Below are 22369 nucleotides of genomic sequence, written 5' to 3'. Positions count from 1 at the left end.
GGGGTCACCTTTGTGAAGACAGGCGCACGCGCGGATCGAGCACGGCATAGAAGAGGTCGACGAGGGCGTTCAGCGCCACGAACGCGATTGCGATGAAGGTCAATGTCGCCATCACCACCGGTCGGTCGAGGAGCTGGATCGAGTCGATCAGAAGCTTGCCGATCCCCGGCCACGAGAAGATCGATTCCACCACCACGGCAAAGGCGAGCATGCCGCCGAACTGCAGGCCGATGATCGTCACGATCGGCACGCTGATGTTCGGAAGGGTGTGGCGGAACAGAATCCTTCGAGGGGAAAGCCCTTTGGCGCGGCAAAACCGCGTGTAGTCCAGGTTCTCGACTTCGATCGTTCCGGACCGCGACAGTCGCGCAATCAGCGCGATATTCGGTATCGCCAACGCCAAGGCCGGCAGCACGAGGTGCCACAGTCCGTTTGCGGTGAGGAAACTCCAGTCCACACCTAGGAAGCTCTCAGTCGATCCTCTCCCCCCGGACGGGAACCAGCCTGTCAGAATGGCACCGACGAGGATGAGCATCATCGCCAGCCAGAAGGAAGGGATGCTGAGTGCCGACACGCTCGCCTTCAGGATGGTCCGATCGAACAGAGTACCGTTCCGCCGGCCGGCAAGGAGGCCGAGTCCGGTCCCGACCGGCGCCGCGATCAGCATCGCGACTGAGGCGAGTTCCAGCGTCGCCGGCAGCTTGCTCATCACCAGCTCGAATGCCGGCTGATGATAGATATAGGACGTGCCAAAGTTGCCGCTGACGACATTGCCGATAAAGACGAGGTATTGTTGCCAGATCGGCTGATCGAGGCCGAGCGCGATTGTTGCCCGCTGGATGTCCTCAGGCGTGGCCGTTTCGATGTTGACGACGTTGAAGACCGGATTGCCGACGCTGTGGATACCGATGAAAGCGATCAGCGACATGGCGATGAGGAGCAGGAAGGCTTGCGATAGCCTTCCCAATGCGACTGAAATCATGACCATGATCGCTTACTCCATTGCCGCAAGCGTCTGCATCGCGGTCGTCCAGCCGCGGGGATGCATCACATAGGAGCCGATGCGCGGGCCGAAGCCGACGATGTGATGGAAATGGTAAAGCGGTATGATCGGCTGGTCGGCCATTACCAGCTCGGTTGCTTCAGCCAGCGCCTGGTTTCGCTCCGGCCCCACCTCAATGCTCTCCGCCTCTGCCAGTATCGCGTCGAAGGCAACGTTCTGATACTTCCCGAAGTTCAACGCTCCGGTTCCGCGTTCAGCGTCTGGGGATGCCAGCAAGGTATGGAGGATGACGTCGACCGCCTCGCCGGAAGTGCCGCCGTACCAGACGCCATAATCACCTGCGGCCCGCTTGGTATTGAAGACAGAGAACGGAGCTGCCGATGGCTGGGCGTTGACCCCGATGCGGGCCCAGCTTTGCGCGATGGCTTGAAGGCTCTCGGCGTCACCGGGATAGCGGCCGGCCGGTCCGGCAAGAACGAGGTTGAAGCCGTCTGGGAGGCCGGCCTTCGAAAGAAGTGCCTTTGCCTCCTCATAATTGGGCGCCCCGGGCACCAAATTTGCCGAGGTGCCCGGGAGGCCGTTCGGAAAGACCTGAGCCGCAGCCGTACCATAGCCCGCGAGGATCTTGTCGACGAGAATGCCCCGGTCCGTCGCCATCGCAAGCGCACGGCGAACCAGCGGGTTCTTGAAAGGATTGGCGATCGGTTCGCCCGACTTGCCCGTCACTCCCGGAAGTGTCTCTCGCGAAACGTCGAATTGCACGAAGTTGACGCGTGCCGCACCAACGCTTGCAAGCCTGGCGCCGCGCTCTTTCAACGAGGCGACGTCCCGCGCCGGAATGGCGTCCGCCACATCCACTTCCGCGGTGCTGAGTGCGGCCACGCGCGCGGCCGGGTTCTCGATTACCCGGAACGTCACCTTCCGCCAGGCAGGTTTCTCGCCCCAGTAGTCGTCGTTCCGGGTAAGCCTCAGGCTCTCGCCGGAACTCCAGCTCTCGAACCGGTAGGGTCCGGTGCCGAAGGGCGAGCGACCGGAGTTGAGGTCCTCTGTCGTCTCGAACCCGTCAGAGGGCCGCTTCATCACAAAGATGGAGGAGAAGAAGAGTGGCAGGTTGGGGACCGCGCCGTTTGTCTCGATGAGGACGGTGAGGGGATCGGGCGCCGAGGCCGACTTGATGCCGCTCACATACGAGCGAAAGCCGCCGCTTGGCGGTTTGAGGAAGTCCCGGATGCGCTCGATCGTGTAGACGACGTCGTCCGCCGTAAACTTTGACCCGTCATGAAAGCGGACGTTGTCGCGGAGCTTGAACTCCCATTGCGTGTCCGACAGTAGCCGCCAGGAGGTGGCAAGGCCCGGCTTCAACTCGAGATTCTCGTCCTGATAGACGAGCCGCTCGTAGATATGGGAGAGCAGCGAGGTATTCTCGTTGAGATTGGCATATTGCGGATCGAGCGTCATCAGCTTGTAGGACGTGGCGATCCGAAGCTCTTCTCCTTCCTGCGTCTGCGCCAGCGTTGACGGAGCACTCCAGAGGGAGATTGACATCAGAAATGCGGAAAGCAGCCGTGCGCGAAATGGTTTTCCCAGTTTCATACGAAGTTCCTTTTTTTGAGTTCTTGGTGGAGTCACAACACCGCGCTGGAGTGGTCTCCGACGCGGGGTTTCCAAGGCGAGATGCGTGCAAAGGCGCGGTTGCGCGTGAGGGCGAGCCCGAAATCCCGCGTGCTCTACCGTCGCCCGTTCAGCCGCTTTGAACCTCAGATCGGATTTCGGGCGTCGATAGGCAATTCCGTCCGCTCGCAACTGAGGCGATATCGATCTTTAGGAGGTCAGCGATAACGGAGCGGATTTGCGGCCAAGGCTCTTCTTGGCTCGTGGGGGAGGGTTGCCATTTGGTGATGGCGGCGTGGAGTTTGGCGGCAGCGCCTGCGATCGACACCGCCGGTGTCTCCCACAAGGTTTCCGCGGCCCGCTCCTCCGCGATGGCTGCGCGATCTTCGGCTTCGAGAGCCTCGTCGTAGGTTCGCGAACGTGCGGCTTGCTCAAGCGGTGGCAAAGCATCCGGAAAGAGTGATCGTTCGAGCCGCTGCTGGCGCAAGCTCGATTCGCCTAAATATTGCCAGGCGGCACACCATTGATGCCAGAGGGCGAGCGTCGGATCTTCGGCGCACGCACCCCGGGACAGCTGTTTCACCCGAGTAAGCTCTTGATTTGTGGGTAAAGACGCCGCCACCAAGGAATGAAAATCTCCCCGGGTGACCGTAGACAAAGTTCTGCTATTGTCGGAATCAGCCATGATCCGAGCTCCTGACAGCTTGGTTGTGGTCAGGCTGTGCCCGGTGCTCGCAACACCAGGTACAGCCGCTAACGTGTACTCATATACAGGGCAACCTTAACATGCGCAACCAAAATCACCATGGCATGGTGATATGAACGGAATTCAGTGTAAGTTGGCCCGCGTTGCGCTGGGTTGGGGAGTCCTTGAACTTGCAAAAGCAGCTAACGTCTCGACTCAAACGATCACCCGACTTGAGCGTGGAGACCAGCTCCGGGCGTCCACCTTAGAACGCGTCCAGCGCGTGCTGGAAGATGCCGGGATAGAGTTCATCCCTGAAAATGGTGGCGGCGTGGGTGTTCGTTTCAAGAAGTAGTGGCAGGTTGGGCTGTCATGGCCCGAATGGTCACGGCTCTTCGCAGGCCGAGCACGTCGGTAGCGGCCGGGCACATGTTTTGCCGTGGACAATTACGTGAATAGGCTCAGGCACTGGGACTCTCGATTTGCGGGAGCAGGAAAAGGACTGTTGCTTCAACTGGTGAAGGCCTGCGGTTTGGTACCCGGCACAACTTCTTTTATGGGTGGTGAGCGGCAGGTCGCGTAAGCACCACTATGTGGGCGTTGCCGGGGCTAGAACAGCTGACATCCAACTCTGGCAGCTCACGCACGCCACGGCCGTCGCCCGCGCCCCGCCGAATCCTCCCGAGGTCAAATGAGCGTTGGCGCTGGCGTGACCGACTCGTCCCTACGCTAGAATTGCCGCGATCGCGTCGGCCAGACGGTCCACATTCTCCATCCGGCAAGTTTCGCCCATCAGGCCGATTCGCCAGATGCGCCCGGCGAGCGGCCCGAGTCCTCCACCGATCTCGATCCCGAATTCATCGAGCGGGCGTCTGCGTGCGGGGGCGTCCTCCACACCTTCCGGGATCCACACGGTATGCAGCTGCGGCAGTCGGTGCTCCTCGTCGACAACGAAGGCGACGTCGAGCCCTTGCAATCGTTCGGCCAGCCGTGCATGGGCGGCGCGGTGGCGCGCCCATGCGATCTCCAATCCTTCCCCAAGCAGACGGTGAAGGCTCTCGTGCAGCCCGTATAGCGCATTAACCGGCGCGGTGTGGTGATAGGAGCGGGCACCTTCCCCGTCCCAGTAGCCGAGCATCAGACCGAGATCGATGCTGCACGGAGCAAAGATGACGGCACGCGTGACGATAAGTAAAGTTTACTTTATTTAGCCTTGCGCTAAGAAAAAGTTACCGCTGTCATTTGCAGGTGCGATGTTTCAGCAATGCCTCCAGGGTGGCGACGTCGATCACATCCCCCGCCGGCTTCCAGCCACTGATGTGCCGCAGCGGTCGACCGAGCTCCCCCAAGTCAGAAACGACGCAATCGCCCTCCCCCAACTCCTCATCCTGGGTGTAGAGGCTCGGAGTCACAATTACCGGCAGGCCGGCCGCTTTTGCCGCCAGCAGCCCATTGCGCGAGTCCTCAAAGGCAACGCATTCGCTGGGCGCCAGGTTAAGACGATCGAGCACCTGAAGATAGGCTGCGGGGTCCGGCTTCTTCCGGCTGACGTCCTCGCCGGTCACGATGGCCGAGAACCAACCCGCCCCGGTCCCGAACGCCGCCGCAATCAGGGCGTCGAGATTGCCTCGGCTGGTTGTCGTGGCGACCGCCATCGCCAGTCCGCGTGCCCGTGCCTCGACGATGAGACGCCTCACGCCCGGTCGGAGCGCTACGCCCGAAGCCGTTCTGAGCGCATAAAGCCTGTTCTTTTCGGCATGCAGCTCGGCGACCCGCGCTGTAGAGTCTGTCCCGACGTCGAGGCCCATGCAGTCGAAATAGTGACGGATGCGTTCCTTGCCGCCTGTGACCTTCAGGAGCTGGTAGTAGAGCTCACGAGGCCACTCCCAGTCGTGCCCGGCATTCGCAAACGCGTCGTTGAAGCAGATACGGTGAAGCTCCTCGGTTTCGGCGAGCGTCCCGTCCACATCGAAAATCAGCGCCTTGAGTAGCATTCGACCTGTCCTCCTTAAAAACGGTGCCCAAGCCCAGATTAAGCGAAGTCCCCCCCGCGTCTAACGGGAATTCGGTCGGCTCACTGTGACACGCTGTCTCGCCAGAAACACCGCAATGAGCCGTTCGCAGACAATGACGCGAGTTATTGCGCCGTCTGAATGGGCCCCAATCGTGCCGTTCCCAGCGTCTGTTGCGGAAGACAGCAAAGGGTCGGCTTCGGCCTTCAGCGGAGCTTCAATGAGAAGCGCCGCTCTTTGCACTATTACAATTCAAGCACCATCTACGTCGGCACTTGCGCCGACCGGAAAAGGTCGCGGCGTCTTATGCGCTCGTGCTCTGGCGAAGATGCGGGATCGCTGCGATCCGCCTCGTCAGATACGGTTCTGGGCGTCGTTAAAGCGCTCCACGAACCCGATAATGTCGTCGACCAACGGTAAGTCCCAAAGATCATTATGACCGGAGAGGTCGTAGATCAGCATTTGCTTGGGCTGGGGTGCGATTTCATATAGCGCCTCGCCCGAGGAAAGCGGAATGACAGGGTCACGTCGCCCGTGGATAACCAGCTTCGGCTGCCTGACCTTCGCTATTCTCAGATCGGAGCGGAACAGATCCTTTATAGGAGTGCAACCGGGAAGCAGGGATAGATCGTCTGAGCGAGCGACAGCACCGACAGGTAGCCAGATACGAGAATGACGGCCATAGCCGGTCTTCGCCGCGCAATATCGACCGCGACGCCGCTTCTCAACGATTGGCCTAGAAGAAAGATCTGGCTTTCAGATTCTGCAGCAAGCCAGTCGAATGCGGCAACTTCATCGGTGAGTAGCCCGACCTCGCTCGGTGTTCCCGTCGACCCGGGATAGTCGCGATAAGAAATTGCGAGCAGGCCGATCCCCCGTGAGACCAGCGCTTGGGCGAGAAAGCTATAGTTGCCGACCCGGTCAGCGTTGCCAAGAAAGAATAGCACGGCCCGGCTTGCGGGGTTTGTCCCGGCTGTAGAGTCCGAAAAGCGTCTCTCCATCGGGCGTCCTAACATAGACACTGTCGCCCCAGCTTGCGTGCACAGGCGCTTGTCGTGCACCGAGTAGAGCAGGGCTCTCTCTGGGAGAGGTACGTCCCGCCGACGAGGGACGCATAGGCGATAATCGCCACAGTCAAGAACATCAGCAGGAGTTTTGCAGTGCTCACGACGCCATCCAACGACGCCTAACTGAGTGCCTCAGCGCTAGAGTGATCGGCATGCAGGCCCCTCAACACCGCTTCGCTGCGGCGGCTAACCCTGTGGTGTCGCGGATCCCGGACTGGTAGGCATCGATCAGCTTCGCGGCAAGGACTTGAGCTTCCTCCGACTTCAACGGCAGAGCGCGCAATTGCAGTTCGCTTCGGAAAATTCTCTCGATCATCTTGAGCTCGTCAGGCCCGATTGGGTCGAAGCTCCAAACTCGCTCGGATTTCATCAGCTTTTCCTCTTTGCCCCGGCAACGCCGCAGGGTCGATGCTGGCGCAAAGTCTACGCCACTTCACCAACATGGCGAGTCATTAGAGCGCCTAGCGGATCAAGGGTCCGGAACCGTACGAACGAGGAGATCAGTCTGATGGGAAAAACAAAATTAGCCAACGGTGGCTCTGCTATTCCAATTACTAGGGGCGCAGATTGGCGACGCGCAGCCGGCATGCTAATGTTCTATGCGTTTCGGTTATAGCGGAGCGGTCGGCGAGGCGCTGCGGTGGCCGGCTCCGCAGCCTAGGGAGCGGCTATGGTAGTTCCTTCCCAAGCTTCGCTCAACAATCTACTGCTGACCCTGCTCCCAGAGGCCGACTATCGCCAGATCGCGCCCGATCTCGCCCCTTTCAATGTGGCGCGAGGGGCGTTGCTGGCAAGGGCTGGCCATCCCATCGAGCATGTCTACTATCTCACATCCGGCATAGGCTCGCTGGTCGCCTCCACGCCGGAAGGCAACAGAGCAGAGGCGGGCATCTTCGGGCGTGAAGGTTACATTCCGACCTCTGCCGCGATGGGTGTTGAGCTCAGCGTCCACGACGTCATCATGCAGATCGAGGGAGATGCTTACCGGATGGAGTTCACCGCATTCCGGAAGTGGATGGATCATAATCGGAACTTCGCCAAAGTCATGATCCGATGCATCGAGGCCTTCTCGATTCAGCTTACCTACACTGCGATTTCGAACGCGTTGCACGGGGTGGACGAAAGATTGGCCAGATGGCTTCTGATGTGTCACGACCGTGTATCAGGCGACGAAATTACTCTGACGCACGAGTTCATTTCGCTGATGCTTGCGGTTCGCCGTCCAAGTGTCACAACGTCGCTCCACGTCCTTGAAGGCAACGGTTTCATTCGCTCGAACAGGGGCAACATTATTATCCGGAACAGGCAAGCCCTCGAAGAGTTCGCCCGCGACGCCTATGGCAAGCCGGAGGCGGAATACCAGCGGCTTATGACAGGGCTTTTTTGATTCCGGAAAGAAGGTCGCCAAGTCGCTCGCCAGTAGATGTCGTCGCGCTCACCGTCAAAGCTCAAAAAAAGCCCCTCGGAGCATTTGCCGAGGGGCAGGCCATCAATGTGCAAGCCATTATGTGTGCGGTTCTGTAAAGTAGCGCACGAATCGAAATTGCGCCATCTTCGCTCGTCCTGCGTACGAAAGCGGACCAACGGCTCGGGCGGTGGAACGAGACGTGCGCCTCCGGGTTGGATGGCAGGTTCATAGAAGGGAGGTCTCAATGAAGGAGATCCCCTGGCGCATAGCCCTTTCGGTAAGACTTCAAAACGGCATAGAGCGACGGTTCTGTGGCCCGTATGACGCCCTCGACTTCCTCGAACACGAGTGGCCGAACCATGGAAGACGTTACTACCAAGCAGTCGCAGATTGCCGTGCGGCGTTGTTGAGGCTTCAAACAGCCGAGGTGGCAAGGCTATCATTTATGGATGCCTGTATAGAGGCATCGATGCCATTTGCGGAGACCCGTGGCAGTCACACTCCGGCTCTACTTAAGCGCACGTCTGCGCGTCGGCGGTACTGACAGGAAACTAGCGTGAATTCCAGACCGCACCCTCAAGCCTCTTTGAAGCGACGCAGACGACTTCTCGCTCATTTGTATACTCATAGTCAGAATTTCACCTGTGGTGAAATCAGCCTCCATCGCGCGTCGGGGCGGGAGGTTGATTATCCCACCGGGCGGCCAAGCGACGGCAACCGGGTCCCTCAAGACGCCTTCAGATAAGGCGCCGCGGCGCGCCCATGGCGACACGGCCGTCACGTCCTCGCGGGTCCATTTGTGCTCTCGCGCCAGCGTCCGCTCTTGCGGCCAAGACCTGTCAACGCGCCTGACCCGCCGAACGACGGCAATTGGTTTTCTGACTTTGATGCACCGCTGAGGAACTTCGCCTTTGCGACTCGTTGCGGACCTTTCGGTGAGCTTTCAACATCGCGCTCCTGCTCCAGTCTCAACTCCCTCCTCAATGCTCTCCAGTACAGTAACTTTCTTGACTTCAGTGGGTGAATGTTCTGCAAATCATTGTGAGTGAGCGGTTATGGAGGCGCGGCCACTTTCCGGCCGCGCCATCGCATTGTTCTGGAGTCTTAAGCTGGAGCGCGGCAGAGACCCGAGCGAGATTTGTTCAAAATTGCCGCTGCCGCCACTATACTCGGCGTTATAGCCGGGAGAGAGTTCATGCGTCGACTAGCCCAGTGCCAAGCGTTTCTGGCCGTGGTTCTCGCGAGCGCAGCCGCCGTGATTCCGACATCCGCGCCCGCTCAGGATCGCTTCGCCGAGCGTGCGGCGATGATCGAAACGGTCAAAGGGCACGCCCGCTCAGCGCCGTCGGCGGTCGAGGGGCAGGGCATCGATCCGGCCGTGCTGACGACGATGGGGAAGGTGCCGCGCCACTTTTTCGTGCCCGAGGAGCAGCGCGGCGCGGCCTATCGAGATCGGCCACTGCCGATCGGATACGGTCAGACCATCTCGCAGCCCTTCATCGTCGCGCTGATGACCGACCTGATCAACATCGGGCCTGGCGACTCTGTCCTCGAGATCGGTACTGGCTCGGGCTATCAGGCAGCCGTCTTGTCGCCGCTCGCAGCGAAGGTATACTCGATTGAGATCATACCGGAACTGGGCGAAAGGGCGGCCGCCCGCCTCGCGGAGCTCCGATTCAACAATGTCGAGGTGAAGGTAGACGACGGTTACTATGGGTGGCCTGCGCACGCGCCTTTCGACGGCATCGTAGTGACTGCCGCTGCCAGCCACATCCCGCCGCCGCTGGTTGAGCAGCTCGCCAAGGGGGGCCGGATGGTCGTGCCCGTGGGAGGTCCCTTCGCGACCCAGTTTCTCATGCTGGTCGACAAGCGGCGGGACGGAAGCATCACGACCCGGCAGCTGCTGCCGGTAAGCTTTGTGCCGCTGCGTGGAGGTGGGGCCCGATGAGAGCGGGGCGCCTGCTGCCGGTTGGCCTCATATCGGCGGCAATCCTTGCCCACGAAGTGCTGCTGATAAGGCTCTTTTCGATTATTCAGTGGCATCATTTTGCCTATATGATGATAAGCATCGCGCTCTTGGGCTTTGGCGCGAGCGGCACATTCGTTGCCTTGGCCCGCCGCCCGCTGGTGGAACGGTACCCCGTTGCCTTCGCAGCGTCGGCAGCGCTGTTCGGCATTACTGCGGTTGCCAGCTTCGCCTGTGCCGAACGTGTACCGTTCAACGCGCTTGAGATCGTCTGGAATCCGCGCCAGCTCGGTTGGCTTGCGGCCATCTACGCTCTCCTGATCCTGCCGTTCTTTTTCGGTGCAACCAGCATCGCCCTTGCCTTCAGCCGCTATCCTGACCAGATCGGACGCGTCTATGCCTTTGACCTCGTCGGCGCAGGGATCGGTGCGCTGGGCACCGTCGGCCTCCTGTTCCTGGTCTTTCCCTCCGAGGCGCTGCGCTTCATCGCGGCGCTGGGATTCGCGGCGGCTGCCCTCGCCGCGACGGGCATGGCTCGCCATCGGTGGTTCGCCGCGGGCAGCCTCGGGCTTGCAGCTGCGGTCATCACGGTGTGGCTACCACCGTCCTGGCTGGCCCCTGGCCTCCACATGTCGCAGTACAAGGGCCTCCGCATGGCTCTCGAAGTGCCGAACGCGCGGGTGGTCGAGGAGCGATCGAGCCCGCTCGGACTGCTGACGGTCGTCGAGAGCCCGGCCGTCCCTTTGCGGTACGCGCCGGGTCTCAGCCTCGCCAACACCCAAGAGCCGCCCGCGCAACTCGCCGTCTTCACCGATGGCGACAGTCTTACGGCGATCACCGCCTATGGCGGCGACCCGGCGACGGTCGCCTATCTCGGCCGGACAACGACGGCGCTCCCGTACCGCATCCTTGAGCGGCCGCGGGTGCTAGTCCTAGGCGCCGGCGGCGGTGAGCAGGTGCTGCTGGCGCTGCGCGCCGGAGCCGATACCGTGGATGCTGTAGAGGTCAACCCGCAGATGATCGACTTGGCTCGGAATCGCTTCGCGGACATCGTGGGCGGCATCTTGAGCCGACCGAACGTGCATCTGCATCTAGCCGAGGCGCGCGCCTTCGCTGCGACGACTGGCGAGCGTTATGACCTGATCCAGATGCCGCTCCTTGACTCCTTCAGCGCGGCCGCGGCCGGCGTGCAGAGCCTGCATGAGAACTATACCTACACCGTGGAGGCAATGCGGGATTACCTAGCGGTGCTGAGACCAGATGGAGTCGTCGCGATCACGCGATGGCTGCGGGTGCCGCCGCGCGACATCCTCAAGCTATTCGCCACTGCTACCGTTGCGCTTGAAGCGGATGGCGTGGCCCAGCCAGGCCGGCACCTGGTGCTGATCCGGAGCTGGAATACTGCAACCCTGCTCGTCGCCAAGGCGCCGTTCACCGGCGAAGACGTCGCAGCCATCCGCGGCTTCGCGGCCGAGAATTTCTTTGACATCTCCTGGGCGCCGGGCATCTCCGCGAGCGACGTGAACCGCTACAACCAGCTCGACCAGGAATATCTCTACCAGGGAGCCCTCGCTCTCCTCGGCCCTGAGCGCGCCGAATTCACCGAGCGCTACAAGTTCGATATTACACCGGCCACTGACAATCGGCCCTATTTCTTCGACTTCTTCCGCTGGCGCGCCCTGCCCGAACTCCTGACGCTGCGCACCCAGGGTGGGGCAGCGATGCTCGACTGGGGCTACCTGATCCTGGTGACGACGCTCGTCCAGGCCGCGACCCTCAGCGCCGTCCTGATCCTGCTACCGCTCTGGCTTGGCCGGCGCGCACGGGGGAGAGCCGTACATCGGCTGCGCTTCGGGCTCTATTTCCTTGCCTTGGGCCTGGCCTTCCTCTTTATCGAGATTGCCTTCGTCCAGCGCTTCGTGCTGTTCCTCGGCCATCCGCTCTACGCTGTCGCTGTCGTGCTCGCGGGTTTCCTTGCCTTTGCCGGTCTCGGTAGCGCCGTAGCCGCACGGTGGATGGCGGCGGTCGGACGCGGATCACCGGTGCGCGGCATTGCGCTCGCCGTCGTGGTGATCGCGTTCCTGGCTGCCAGCTACCTCGTCGCGCTGCCCTTGATATTCGAACGGCTGCTGGCACTCCCGGATGCCGCGAAGATCGCGATCACGCTCTTCCTCATAGCGCCGCTCGCCGTCTTTATGGGCATGCCGTTCCCCCTCGGCCTCGGCCACGTCGGTGCACGCTCGGACGAGTTTATTCCCTGGGCGTGGGGGATCAATGGCTGTGCGTCCGTGTTGAGCGCGATCCTCGCCACACTGCTTGCGATGCATATCGGGTTTACAGGCGTCGTGACGATCGCCACCATCCTTTATCTTCTCGCCCCGGCCTTACTCGCAGGGCTGCCGGATCGATACGATGAGCACGGCTCTGATCCCGATCGCAACCGTTCGCGAGTTAAACCAACCGGCTGAAAGCCCTACGCGGCTAGCGAGTGCGCCCTGCGACGGCTCGCCAGAGGGGTGTCGTGCGGGTCATTGGCAAATGTCTGCGTTGGGAATCAGAACTTCCCCTCCAAATATCTGTCGGGGAAGACCCGAGAGGGTCATGACCTCCGGTTCGGCGTCAGTGTTTGAAACGTCATATCACCGCGCGAATGACCGAAAATGCATCAAGACTTGCCGTGTGATTGCGGAGAAGGGAGGTCGGAGAAGGGTCGATCTTTCCGGTTCGATCCACGGCAAAAAAGGGTCAGGCCTTGACCGTCAGCGGGACCAGCGAGGGGGGCGCTTCGATGAGAAGCGCCGCCATGAGCACTACAATTCGACTTGCTCAAAAATGGCCAGGGCGTCGTCCACCTCGATCCCGAGGTATTGTACAGTGCTCTCCAGTTTTTTGTGGCCGCGCAAAAGCTGGACGGCGCGCAGGTTGCCGGCCTTTCTGTAAATGTGGTCCGCCCTGCAGACTGATTGTGGATGCTGCCCTGGATCGTTGACGTGGCCCGCGCGGTCCGCAAGACCATCTTAACCAACCTTATGTGGGCGTTCGGCTACAATCTCGTTGCGCTGACGTTCGCGGCAATCGGACTTCTGCAGCCAATCCTTGCGGCGGCGGTCATGGCCGGCTCGAGCATCCTCGTGGTGGTGAATTCGCTGAGGCTGGAGCGGCTGCCCGATCCTGTTCCAGCGCCTATCCCGGAGCAACGATCCGGCAATCTTCCGCTCGGGCGCAGGCTGAAATCCGGGTGAATGGGGAGGATCCTTCGTGCGGCCGCTCTCGCATCCAACACCAGACAGCGCTGGCGCCGTCGAGGTACTACCGCTTCGGGTCGAGAACTCGCCTTCATCAGCGTCGCGGATGGGTGGAGAGCGGAAGTTCGTGCAAGCACCATCTAGTGTCGGCACTTGCGCCCCAAGGGGCCATCCACCGGGATAAACGCCAGCGATTTAGAATGTGGATATCGCAGCCTATCCGAGCGTCAACCCTGGGCGCGGTGCCGTCAAAGGGTCTTGCTTGGAACACTCCGTAATCCAATCGACGAAGATGCCGGCGCCGACCTTGGGCTTTCGTCGCGTTGGCGTCACGACATAGTACGCGCCCGCCGCTTCGATTGAAGCGTCCGTAAGCCGGACCAGGCGGTTCTGGTTCATGAGGTCCTGCACGAGATGCTTCCATCCGAGAGCAATCCCCTGCCCATTCAGTGCCGCGTAAATCGCTTCGGTGTAGAAACTGCAGCGCAATCCCAAAGTCTTCCTCGGCACAACGACGGAACAGGCGGAAAGCCACTCGTTCCAACCGGTCCACATAGGATCGGTCGTGTCGTATGATATCAGTGAGTGGGCCAGCAGGTCGGCGGGCGAGGTCATCGACCCTGCGGCCCGGGCATACTCGGGACTGCAGACGGGAAAAATCTCGTCGCCGAAAAGCCTCTTCGCCCGGCTATCCGGCCACATGCCGTTACCGAACCTTATGGCGACGTCCAAGTTGGCCCCGTCCAGACGCGGCATGCTGTCCTGCGTCATGATTCGAAGTTCAATCTCGGGATGCTGCCCCGAGAACTCGAATATCCGGGGCATCAACCAGAAGTGCGAGAACGCGACCGTGGCGGAAATGATCAGCTCGTCACGTGAGCCCGCTCGGGTGATGTCGTTCACGACGGTGGTGAGGAGATCGAACGCCTCGCTCGCCGCCGCCGATAGCGTCTTGCCCTTTTCTGTCAGCGCGACTTTCCGGTGCAGCCTGATGAAAAGCGGGAAACCGAACTTTTCCTCTAGCAGATGAATCTGCCGGCTGACCGCCGCCTGGGTGATACCGAGTTCTTCGGCGGCTTTCGTGAAGCTCGAGAGGCGCGACGCGGCCTCGAAAGCCGTCAGAGCGCCCAATGGGGGCAGTTTCTTCCGTACGCTCATTCTGAAGCCATGTCCTTCCGGCAGAGACGCCGCTTCTGACGTTACGCGAATAGTCCCATTACCAGCGGTTATGTCAATGCAGTAAATTATTGCGGTTGAGCTCCCGCGATTTCCTGCGATTCTGGGGGAAATCGCATGAGGAGACGACATGCTTAATAAGCTTCAGTCCACCATCACCGCTCTGCTCGACGCACGCGTCGAAGGCCATTCTCTCCCAGCAGGGCTTTACACGCGCGATGACGTCTTCCAAGCCGACCTCGATGTGATGTTTGGCAAGCATTGGATTCAAGTCGGTCTGGAGTGCGATGTTCCGGAACCGGGCGACGCGATCGTCATCGACATCGGCAAGGTCAGCCTGGTCCTGCTGAGAGACGACGACAACCAAATTCGCGTCGTGCGCAATGTCTGCCGGCACCGCGGGTCGCGTCTTCTCGACGGCGGCAGCACTGTGATCTCCAAGCTTGTATGCCCCTACCATCAGTGGACTTACGAGCTCTCGGGCGAACTGACCTACGCGCCCCATATGGGCAAAGACTTCGAAAAGAGCTGCAACAATCTAAAGGCGGTCAACTTCAAGGCCATAGGCGGCCTCATCTTCGTCTGTCTTTCGGACAACCCTCCGGCCGACATCGCAGAACTCCAGACAGTCATGGAAGAGCGCCTAGCGCCATACGGCATTCGTGACGCAAAGGTCGCTCACCAGGTCGACGTCATCGAGGAGGGCAACTGGAAACTCACGATCGAGAACAATCGCGAGTGCTACCATTGCTCGGCCAACCACCCCGAACTCTGTGTGTCGTTCGTCGAAGTGGATTTCGGCTACGACCCGGACGCGCTCAGTCCCGAGGACCGCGATGAGGCGGAGCGGCACTTCGACATGTACGCGGAGCGTACCAAGAGCTGGGAGGACGAGGGCTACCCGTCGGCCGCCGTGAACCATACGCGGAATGTCGAATCCAATTTCAGAACGCAACGGCTGATCATCGCGGGAGCGGGCGAATCCCAGACGGAGGACGCGACCGCAGCCTCGTCGAAGCTGCTCGGCACCATGACCCGCAAGGACCTCGGCGACATGCACCTCTGGGGCCACAACGCCTGGAGCCACTTCATGGGCGACCACGCCGTGGTGTCGACCCTCATTCCGCTGTCGCCCGACCGGACGCTCGTACGCACCAAATGGCTTGTCCACAAGGACGCGGTGGACGGCGTCGACTATGACTTCGACAAGCTGACCAAGGTCTGGATCGCTACCACCGAGCAGGACTCCGAGCTCGTCGGTCGGTCACACGCCGGGATTCATGACCCAGGCTACGAGCCCGGCCGCTATTCCCGTTTCACCGAAGTTCACGTTGACGACTTCGCCACATGGTATGTCGAGCGGATGCGCGCACATGGCTATTGATCTGCTGCAGCGGGCTTCGGCGAGCGCGGGGGAATTCTGGAACAGGGATACCGACGACACGCTCCTCTGCGTCGATGTCCACTACGAAACGCACGACGTCAAGAGCATCACCTTCGTCTCTCCGGAGGGAAAGAAGTTCGCCCTCGGCGCGGGGCAATACATGCTGTTAGAGCTCGGAATCGAAGGCGACACGGAGGCGCGCTGCTACAGCATCTCGTCCTCTCCGCTACGGAACAACGCGATCACGGTCACGGTCAAGCGCGTAGCGGGCGGCAAGGTGTCGAACTGGCTTCACGACAACCTGAAGCCCGGAATGAAAGTGAAGGCGTCGGGTCCACTCGGCAAGTTCGTCCGGCCGCAGTCGGACAAGTACCTGTTCCTCTCCGGAGGTTCGGGTATCACGCCGGTCATGTCGATGGCGCGGGAAATGCTCGACTCGGCCCAGCCGGTCGATGTCGTCTTCCTGCATGCGGGAAGAAGCCCGAGGGACTTTATCTTCCGAGACGATCTGGCGAACATCGCAAACCGGCTTAAAGGGTTTCGCCTTCACCTGTTGCCCGAAGAGGTCGGTACGGAGCGGTCGTGGCCTGGCCTTACCGGGAGGATATCGATGGAATTCCTCACATTGGCAATGCCAGACATCGCCGAGCGGCTCGTCATGTGCTGCGGTCCCGCGCCGTTCATGATGACGGCGCGCAGACTGTGCTCCGAACTCGGGGTGCCGCCGGAGAACTATCACGAGGAGAGCTTCGACGCCGCGGCGATAGAGGAGCCACCGACGCCCGTGACCGAGGCCGGCGTTGCCGCGACGTTCAATGTCCGCTTCTCCAAGCAGGCCAAGTCGGTGGACGTCAGGGCTGACCAGACCGTCCTGTCCTGCGGCAAGAAGGCGGGCGTACGGATTCCGTCATCCTGCGCGAATGGAATCTGTGGCACCTGCAAGTCGAAACTCGTGAGTGGGACCGTCGACATGAAGCATGGCGGCGGCATCAGACAACGAGAGATCGACGCCGGGTTCTTCCTGCCCTGCTGCTCGAAGCCGCTGAGCGACCTAGTCGTAGAGCGGTAGGCCGCTGCGCATCCGGTATTTGCCGTATGGGACTCGAGGTTGAGGTAAGAGCGATCATCTTTGCCAATGTTTGCCGCTAGCCAGCAACGGTTCGATATCCGTGACCGTTATCTCGAATTTAATCCCCGCCCGAACGGCCGCCCCAGAGGACCGGTGACCCATTCACCATTCACGTGACAAAGCGTCACCTGCGCACCCTCCCGCTCGCAATAGGCAAAGCCCGCCGCGGACGGTCGTAGACAACGCAAATCCCAAGACAGTTGCACCAGAACTTATGGCTCGCCCTGATATCCGAGACGTCCAGTTCCGGCACCAGCCGGTTGAATCCGCTTTCTGGTATCTTTCCGGTTCCCTGAAGCACTGTTTCGCGATGCTTGCGAGAGGATGTGTCAAGGTCAGCTCCTGCTGGTTCATCGTGTAACCAAGCGATTGAGAGACGAGACGAGGCAGACGCTGCCAATACCAGCCGCACCATTATCGGCAGTGAGGTGTAATGGCAGCTTTGCGCAGATTTGCGCCGTGTCGCGAGCAGGTTCGGATGGCTGCAATGGGCCGAGAATTCGCCTTCATCAGCGTCGTGGATGGGTGGACAACCGACGTCCCCATAATCCGTCCAAACGGGCAAAATGCGCCATGTTACGGACGTTGGGACGTTTTTGGCCGCAGACGGGATTCTCTCGCGCCTTCATCGAGAATCTGCGGTAGAATACAGAGCCTTGCACGCCGGAGAGACAGAGGCAAAGATACATGAACGTCGGTGCCTGGCTTCGGGAGTTGGGTCTTGAACGGTACGAACGTTCGTTCCGCGAGAATGAGATTGATGCCCGCAGCTTGCCGCACCTCACCGCTGAAGACCTGAAAGAGCTGGGCGTAACGCTTGTTGGCCATCGGCGGCTACTGCTCGACGCGATAGCTACTCTGGGTAAGGCGCAGCCAGTCGGCGCAGCGCCAGAGCGAACCGACATCGAAGAACAACAGCCAGCGCGCTCACCCAAAGGCGAAGCCGAGCGCCGCCAATTAACGGTCTTGTTTTGTGATCTGGTCGGCTCGACGGCGCTCGCTGCGCGCCTGGACCCCGAGGACATGGGGGCGATCATTCGCGCCTATCACAGCCGCTCCACGGACGTCATACGGAGTTGGGGAGGACACGTCGCGAAGTACATGGGCGACGGTGTATTGGCCTATTTCGGCTTTCCACAGGCGCATGAAGACGACGTCGAGCGAGCGATCCGGGCAGGGCTTGCACTCATCGACTCGGTCGCCGGTCTGAGGACCCCTTCCGATGAGCCTATCGGCGCGCGGGTAGGAATTTCGACAGGTCTAGTCGTCGTCGGCGAGCTGATCGGCGAGGGCGCTGCGCAAGAGGAGAGCGTCGTAGGGGATACGCCAAATCTTGCCGCCCGCCTTCAGACGCTAGCGCAGCCGAACGCTGTCGTGATTGGTCCGACAACTCATCAACTCGCTAGCGGTTTCTTCGAGTATGCCGATCTCGGCAGCCACGAGTTGCAGGGCTTTTCTGAGCCCATACGGGCCTGGCAGGTGATCGGGACGACCAGGGCCGAAACCCGCTTTGAAGCGGCGCACGAAGCTGAGCTGACGGCCTTTGTCGGGCGCGAACAGGAAATCTCCCTGCTGATGGACCGGTGGAGTTACGCCAGCGAAGGTGAGGGTCAGGTGGTGCTGATTTCGGCGGACCCCGGGATGGGCAAGTCGCGGATCACCCAAACGCTGCGAGAACACCTCGCCGAAGTGCCGCACACGCGCCTGCGATACCAGTGTTCGCCCCACCACCGCAACAGCACGCTCTATCCCATTATCGACCAGCTCGAACGGGCCGCTGGGATCGGACCCCAAGACGCGGCTGACTCCACGCTCGACAAGCTCGAAACCGTGCTCGCCCAATCCGCCACCAATCTCGCGGAGGTCGTGCCGCTGTTTGCTGCTTTGCTTTCGGTGCCAACCGGGACGCGCTATCCGCCGGTTGATTTGAGCACACCGCGGCAGAAGGAGCGCCTATTGGAAGTTCTGGTAGATCAAGTCGACGGCCTGGCCGCGCATCGGCCGGTCCTCTTCATTTTCGAGGACGCGCACTGGATCGATCCAAGTTCACTCGAGCTCCTGGACCAGATCGTCGACCGTGTGCAGAAGCTCCGGGTTCTGATGGTAGTTACGTTCCGGCCAGAATTCGCTCCGCCCTGGACCCACTACCCGCACGTGACGTTTCACTCGCTCAACCGCCTCACGCGCAAACAAGTCGATACGATGGTGGAGAGCGTTGCCGGGGGCAAGTCCCTGCCGGTGGAGGTGCTCGACCAGATCGCTATCAAGACTGACGGCGTGCCGCTGTTCATCGAAGAGCTCACGAAGACAATCCTAGAATCGGATCTCCTCGTCGCGCGGGACGGCGGCTTTATCCTACGCGGTCCGCTGCCGCCCTTCGCAATTCCGAGCACTCTGCAGGATTCGCTGATGGCCCGGCTTGAGCGGCTTGCGCCTGTAAAGGAAGTTGCGCAGGTTGGTGCAGTCATCGGCCGCGAATTTTCACATCAGCTGCTCGCTGCCGTGTCGCCTCTGCCGGAGCCCGAGCTTGAGAACTCTCTCGATCAATTGCTGAAGTCGGAACTGGTCTTCCGGCGTGGTATCCCGCCCCACGCGACCTACGCCTTCAAGCACGCGCTGGTTCAAGACGCCGCGTATGCCACCCTGCTCCGGAGCAGGAAACAACAGCTCCATGCGCGTGTCGCCCAGGTTCTCGGGGAGCACTTCCCGGCGCAGGCCGAGGCAGAACCTGAGGTCCTTGCTGCTCACTTCACGAAGGCAGGACTGACCGACGAGGCCATTACCTATTGGCTATTGGCTGGACGTCGGGCAACGGAACGCTCGGCCAACGTGGAAGCGATCAGTCATTTAACCGCGGGGCTGGAGCTCTTGGCAGCACAGCCCGATTCACCAGAACGGGCCAAACGAGAACTTATGCTTCAAATCAGCGTGGCGGTCCCGCTGACAGCGGCCAAAGGCTACGCGGCTCCGGAAACAGCCCGGGCCTATACGAGAGCGCGAGAGCTTTGCGGCGCTCTGGGCGATAGGACGCAGCTCTTTCCTGCGATGTACGGCGAATGGGTGTATCACATGGTGAAGGCGCATCAGCGGAAGGCGCGGCGCGTCGCACAAGAGTTTCTGCACCTCGCCGAACAGCATGGGGCTCTTGATGGCATCGTTGTGGCGCATCGCACGCTGGGGCTGACGCTTCTCAACCTTGGACAGCTCGCGGCGGCCCGAGAGCAGATGGAGCAGGTTGCTGCGCTCTATGATCCGGAGGCGCACCGCTCGCTGGCGTATCGCTATGGGCAGGATCCGCGGGCCGTGGGGCTGTCCTTCCTGGCCTGGATTGAATGGCTTCTGGGCTATCCTGATGTGGCGCTGAAACATAGTCAGGAAGCTATCGATCTCTCGCGCGATCTCGCCCACGCCACGACCACAGCGTACGCCTTGAGTGTGGCGCCCTATGTGCATCACTTCTGTGGCGACCTTGCCGGAACCCACAAGGCGGCTCAGGCCGCAGTCGTCTTCTGTGAGGAGGAGCGCAACCCATTCTGGCTGGCCATGGCCCGGGTGATTTGGGGATGGGTGCTGGCCGAAGAAGGAGACGTAGAACGGGGTCTGGCCGAGCTTCGTTCGGGGCTTGCCGGGTGGCGCGAGACAGATTCGACATGGCTGTTGCCATGTTACCATGCATTGTTTGCCCAAGCGCTTGTCAAGGCGGGCCGGTCCGAGCAAGCGATCGAAGCGCTCGATCAAGCGTTGGCGACAATGAGAGAGACCGACGAACGTCTCTACGAATCAGAGCTCCATAGACTGAGGGGCGAGCTACTCCTGCGGCTCTCTCCCCAACAGAATGAGGATCGCGCCGAGATCGAGTATCTCAACGCCCTGGAAATCGCCCGCAACCAAGCAGCCGCTTCGCTCGAGCTTCGGGCCGGCACCTCGCTCGCCCGCCTGTGGCGCGACCAAGATAAGCGCCCCGAGGCCCGCGATCTGCTCGCGCCGGTCTACCGCCGGTTTACCGAGGGTTTCGACACAGAGGACCTTGCCAGGGCCAAGGCGCTCCTCGATGAGCTACGCTGACGGGGTGCCGCAGGTGTGTGGTGCCGATATTCATCTGGATCAGTCGGTACCGCTACCTCAAGACTGCATCAGGCATCGTAGCTGCCGTTTGTCATTTCGATCGGAAGGGCCGAAAAGGGGTCGATCTTTTTCAACCTCAAAAATAGCATTGTGAGGCGGCTACAGCGCCTCCAGCGCTAGTGCAATGCCTTGTCCTCCGCGCACAGAACTCTATGGCCAAAACATCGTGCTTGGCGAGATAGGGCGCCATCGGCAGGAAGGCCCTAACCCTGATGCAGGGTGCAGAATGTGACATCAGAGCAGCAAACCTGGCATGAAAAGGCAAGACGAAAGTTGAGCGCTATAGCAATATGCAACTGATTGGGAAGGCCTACGAAACAAAGTCACCGGAGCAAGCAGAGCCGGCGTCATGGACGGTGAGCGAAAATCATACAGAAAACGAGATCCCTAGGTGAGCAAATGAATGGACCCATAATGAGATCGCTTGGCACAGCAGGGCGCGCGTACGCACTGATGTCGATGCTCGCAGCCAGCGCGGTCGCATTGCCGGCCTCAGCGCGAGACGGGATCGAACCGGAGGCTGATCGGATACTGGCTACGATGAGCGAATATCTCAGGTCGGTGCCCACTCTCAGTGTCGACTTCGATGCAGATCAGGAAATCGTTACTCTGGATGGCCAGAAGATCCAGTACAGCGCATCCGGCTCCATTGCACTTGATCGCGCGAAAGGTTTTCGGATGAAGCGTATGGGCCCATTTGCCCATGCGGAAGTTATTTTCGACGGCACTACGATATCGCTCCACGACCAGATCGCCAACGCTTACGTACAACTGCAAAGTCCGGGCCGCAGTGTTGAAGATGCGACGGAGGAGCTTCGCGCCACAACCGAACTCGACACTCCGGGAGCGGACCTGCTTGGAAATGATCCTTATGGCGTCCTCACCGATGGCGTCACCGGGGGAACCCATGTCGGGTCAGCCTTTGTCAATGGTGTGGAATGCGATCATCTCGCCTTCAGGACCGATATCGTCGACTGGCAAATCTGGATCAGCAAGGGCAGCAAGCCAGTGCCGCTTAAATATGTCATCACGACCAAATGGACGACCGGGGCACCGCAATACACGCTGCGGCTGAGCAACTGGAATTCGGACGGGATCGAGGCAGCGCAGTTTAAGTTCACGCCGCCAGCCGACGCGAACAAGGTTGAACATGTCCACGCCGACGCCACCGGCGAGCTTTCACTGGGGGCGGTGCAATGAAGAGGCGCAAGTTGAAAGTCCTTTCGGTTGCCGTCGCCGGTCTCGCCATGCTCGCGGTGGATGTCGTTCCCATGCCGTTCGGCTCGTTCGTATCCGAGGCGCACGCAATCGTAGGCCGACCGTTAACGCCGGGAAGTGTGGCCGGCGTCGCCCGCCGTACCACGCGTCGAGTGATCCGCCGCTCCACTGTTTATGCCGCCACGCTGCCAGCCGGCTGCGTCAGGAACAGCGTGAACGGTGTCGTGGTATGGCGTTGTGGCGGGGTCTATTACCAACCGTACGGGGGGCGTTACGTGGTCGTTTACATCGACTGAGCTCAGTGCATTGCGTCGCAGCCAATTTTTTTCTGGAGGGATAA

Annotated in this window: 17 protein-coding genes and 3 pseudogenes; 11 read left to right on the top strand and 9 right to left on the bottom strand. The window is 60.7% G+C overall.

Features of this window, described 5'->3' with window-relative positions:
• Positions 1-4 precede the first annotated feature (4 nt).
• From M1D34_RS30535 to M1D34_RS30525, 3 genes are all read right to left on the bottom strand, one after another.
• Positions 5-988 carry an ABC transporter permease gene (locus M1D34_RS30535; RefSeq protein WP_498785027.1) on the bottom strand — a complete coding sequence of 328 codons (984 nt, stop codon included), beginning with the start codon at positions 986-988 and terminating at the stop codon, positions 5-7.
• Between the two features lie 6 nt (positions 989-994).
• The gene (locus M1D34_RS30530) at positions 995-2596 is read right to left on the bottom strand and encodes an ABC transporter substrate-binding protein (protein ID WP_498785025.1); all 1602 of its coding nucleotides are present in this window, start codon (positions 2594-2596) and stop codon (positions 995-997) included.
• 148 nt (positions 2597-2744) lie between these two features.
• Positions 2745-3299, bottom strand: coding sequence for a hypothetical protein (locus M1D34_RS30525; RefSeq protein ID WP_498785023.1), 555 nt, complete (start codon positions 3297-3299; stop codon positions 2745-2747).
• A gap of 133 nt (positions 3300-3432) precedes the next feature.
• On the opposite strand from M1D34_RS30525, the gene M1D34_RS30520 reads away from it, so the two are divergent.
• On the top strand, positions 3433-3654 hold the full coding sequence (locus tag M1D34_RS30520) for a helix-turn-helix domain-containing protein (protein ID WP_498785021.1): 222 nt from the start codon (positions 3433-3435) through the stop codon (positions 3652-3654).
• A gap of 369 nt (positions 3655-4023) precedes the next feature.
• On the opposite strand, the pseudogene M1D34_RS30515 reads toward M1D34_RS30520, so the two are convergent.
• The 4 genes and pseudogenes from M1D34_RS30515 to M1D34_RS30500 all read right to left on the bottom strand — a co-directional run.
• Positions 4024-4452: pseudogene (locus M1D34_RS30515) on the bottom strand (alanine--glyoxylate aminotransferase family protein); the annotation flags it as partial.
• 85 nt (positions 4453-4537) lie between these two features.
• Positions 4538-5293 carry an HAD-IA family hydrolase gene (locus M1D34_RS30510; protein ID WP_498785019.1) on the bottom strand — a complete coding sequence of 252 codons (756 nt, stop codon included), beginning with the start codon at positions 5291-5293 and terminating at the stop codon, positions 4538-4540.
• A gap of 372 nt (positions 5294-5665) precedes the next feature.
• Positions 5666-6479: pseudogene (locus tag M1D34_RS30505) on the bottom strand (alpha/beta hydrolase).
• Between the two features lie 62 nt (positions 6480-6541).
• Positions 6542-6748: a hypothetical protein gene (locus M1D34_RS30500; RefSeq protein ID WP_041414189.1), complete on the bottom strand. Its 207-nt coding sequence runs from the start codon at positions 6746-6748 to the stop codon at positions 6542-6544.
• A gap of 300 nt (positions 6749-7048) precedes the next feature.
• Here M1D34_RS30500 and M1D34_RS30495 point away from each other — a divergent pair, with 300 nt between their 5' ends.
• The 4 genes from M1D34_RS30495 (at position 7049) to M1D34_RS30480 (ending at position 12220) form a co-directional block, all read left to right on the top strand.
• Positions 7049-7765 carry a Crp/Fnr family transcriptional regulator gene (locus M1D34_RS30495; protein WP_498785017.1) on the top strand — a complete coding sequence of 239 codons (717 nt, stop codon included), beginning with the start codon at positions 7049-7051 and terminating at the stop codon, positions 7763-7765.
• Between the two features lie 265 nt (positions 7766-8030).
• Complete coding sequence (locus M1D34_RS30490) at positions 8031-8330, top strand: DUF982 domain-containing protein (RefSeq protein WP_498785015.1); 300 nt, start codon at positions 8031-8033, stop codon at positions 8328-8330.
• A 651-nt stretch (positions 8331-8981) separates the two neighbouring features.
• Entirely contained in the window at positions 8982-9734 is a 753-nt protein-coding gene (locus M1D34_RS30485) for a protein-L-isoaspartate(D-aspartate) O-methyltransferase (RefSeq protein WP_498785013.1), read from the top strand.
• Entirely contained in the window at positions 9731-12220 is a 2490-nt protein-coding gene (locus tag M1D34_RS30480; RefSeq protein WP_498785011.1) for a spermidine synthase family protein, read from the top strand. Before M1D34_RS30485 ends, M1D34_RS30480 begins: the two co-directional genes overlap by 4 nt.
• A 342-nt stretch (positions 12221-12562) precedes the next feature.
• Here M1D34_RS30480 and M1D34_RS30475 read toward each other — a convergent pair.
• Positions 12563-12703 (bottom strand): annotated as a pseudogene (locus tag M1D34_RS30475) (tyrosine-type recombinase/integrase); the annotation flags it as partial.
• A gap of 39 nt (positions 12704-12742) precedes the next feature.
• On the opposite strand from M1D34_RS30475, the gene M1D34_RS30470 reads away from it, so the two are divergent.
• On the top strand, positions 12743-12994 hold the full coding sequence (locus M1D34_RS30470) for a hypothetical protein (protein ID WP_498785009.1): 252 nt from the start codon (positions 12743-12745) through the stop codon (positions 12992-12994).
• 219 nt (positions 12995-13213) lie between these two features.
• On the opposite strand, the gene M1D34_RS30465 is transcribed toward M1D34_RS30470, so the two are convergent.
• Complete coding sequence (locus tag M1D34_RS30465) at positions 13214-14155, bottom strand: LysR substrate-binding domain-containing protein (protein WP_498785007.1); 942 nt, start codon at positions 14153-14155, stop codon at positions 13214-13216.
• Between the two features lie 148 nt (positions 14156-14303).
• Between M1D34_RS30465 and M1D34_RS30460 the strand changes: the two genes are divergently transcribed.
• The 5 genes from M1D34_RS30460 (at position 14304) to M1D34_RS30440 (ending at position 22325) form a co-directional block, all read left to right on the top strand.
• Complete coding sequence (locus M1D34_RS30460) at positions 14304-15557, top strand: aromatic ring-hydroxylating oxygenase subunit alpha (protein WP_498785005.1); 1254 nt, start codon at positions 14304-14306, stop codon at positions 15555-15557.
• Positions 15547-16626: an FAD-binding oxidoreductase gene (locus M1D34_RS30455; RefSeq protein WP_498785003.1), complete on the top strand. Its 1080-nt coding sequence runs from the start codon at positions 15547-15549 to the stop codon at positions 16624-16626. Before M1D34_RS30460 ends, M1D34_RS30455 begins: the two co-directional genes overlap by 11 nt.
• Positions 16627-17373: 747 nt before the next feature.
• Positions 17374-20751 carry an AAA family ATPase gene (locus M1D34_RS30450; RefSeq protein ID WP_498785001.1) on the top strand — a complete coding sequence of 1126 codons (3378 nt, stop codon included), beginning with the start codon at positions 17374-17376 and terminating at the stop codon, positions 20749-20751.
• Positions 20752-21351: 600 nt separating this feature from the next.
• Positions 21352-22011 carry a DUF2092 domain-containing protein gene (locus M1D34_RS30445; protein ID WP_498784999.1) on the top strand — a complete coding sequence of 220 codons (660 nt, stop codon included), beginning with the start codon at positions 21352-21354 and terminating at the stop codon, positions 22009-22011.
• Positions 22008-22325, top strand: coding sequence for a hypothetical protein (locus M1D34_RS30440; protein ID WP_498784997.1), 318 nt, complete (start codon positions 22008-22010; stop codon positions 22323-22325). Before M1D34_RS30445 ends, M1D34_RS30440 begins: the two co-directional genes overlap by 4 nt.
• Positions 22326-22369: the final 44 nt, after the last annotated feature.

Source organism: Ensifer sp. D2-11, assembly GCF_054161295.1.
Note: the sequence above shows the minus strand (reverse complement) of the source record. Positions and strands in the feature narration are given on the sequence as shown.

Excerpts from the sequence above, each read along its gene's own strand:
- M1D34_RS30535 (WP_498785027.1), bottom strand. The coding sequence starts at position 988 with ATGGTCATGATTTCAGTCGCATTGGGAAGGCTATCGCAAGCCTTCCTG.
- M1D34_RS30530 (WP_498785025.1), bottom strand. The coding sequence starts at position 2,596 with ATGAAACTGGGAAAACCATTTCGCGCACGGCTGCTTTCCGCATTTCTG.
- M1D34_RS30525 (WP_498785023.1), bottom strand. The coding sequence starts at position 3,299 with ATGGCTGATTCCGACAATAGCAGAACTTTGTCTACGGTCACCCGGGGA.
- M1D34_RS30520 (WP_498785021.1), top strand. The coding sequence starts at position 3,433 with ATGAACGGAATTCAGTGTAAGTTGGCCCGCGTTGCGCTGGGTTGGGGA.
- M1D34_RS30510 (WP_498785019.1), bottom strand. The coding sequence starts at position 5,293 with ATGCTACTCAAGGCGCTGATTTTCGATGTGGACGGGACGCTCGCCGAA.
- M1D34_RS30500 (WP_041414189.1), bottom strand. The coding sequence starts at position 6,748 with ATGAAATCCGAGCGAGTTTGGAGCTTCGACCCAATCGGGCCTGACGAG.
- M1D34_RS30495 (WP_498785017.1), top strand. The coding sequence starts at position 7,049 with ATGGTAGTTCCTTCCCAAGCTTCGCTCAACAATCTACTGCTGACCCTG.
- M1D34_RS30490 (WP_498785015.1), top strand. The coding sequence starts at position 8,031 with ATGAAGGAGATCCCCTGGCGCATAGCCCTTTCGGTAAGACTTCAAAAC.
- M1D34_RS30485 (WP_498785013.1), top strand. The coding sequence starts at position 8,982 with ATGCGTCGACTAGCCCAGTGCCAAGCGTTTCTGGCCGTGGTTCTCGCG.
- M1D34_RS30480 (WP_498785011.1), top strand. The coding sequence starts at position 9,731 with ATGAGAGCGGGGCGCCTGCTGCCGGTTGGCCTCATATCGGCGGCAATC.
- M1D34_RS30465 (WP_498785007.1), bottom strand. The coding sequence starts at position 14,155 with ATGAGCGTACGGAAGAAACTGCCCCCATTGGGCGCTCTGACGGCTTTC.
- M1D34_RS30460 (WP_498785005.1), top strand. The coding sequence starts at position 14,304 with ATGCTTAATAAGCTTCAGTCCACCATCACCGCTCTGCTCGACGCACGC.
- M1D34_RS30455 (WP_498785003.1), top strand. The coding sequence starts at position 15,547 with ATGGCTATTGATCTGCTGCAGCGGGCTTCGGCGAGCGCGGGGGAATTC.
- M1D34_RS30450 (WP_498785001.1), top strand. The coding sequence starts at position 17,374 with ATGAACGTCGGTGCCTGGCTTCGGGAGTTGGGTCTTGAACGGTACGAA.
- M1D34_RS30445 (WP_498784999.1), top strand. The coding sequence starts at position 21,352 with ATGAGCGAATATCTCAGGTCGGTGCCCACTCTCAGTGTCGACTTCGAT.
- M1D34_RS30440 (WP_498784997.1), top strand. The coding sequence starts at position 22,008 with ATGAAGAGGCGCAAGTTGAAAGTCCTTTCGGTTGCCGTCGCCGGTCTC.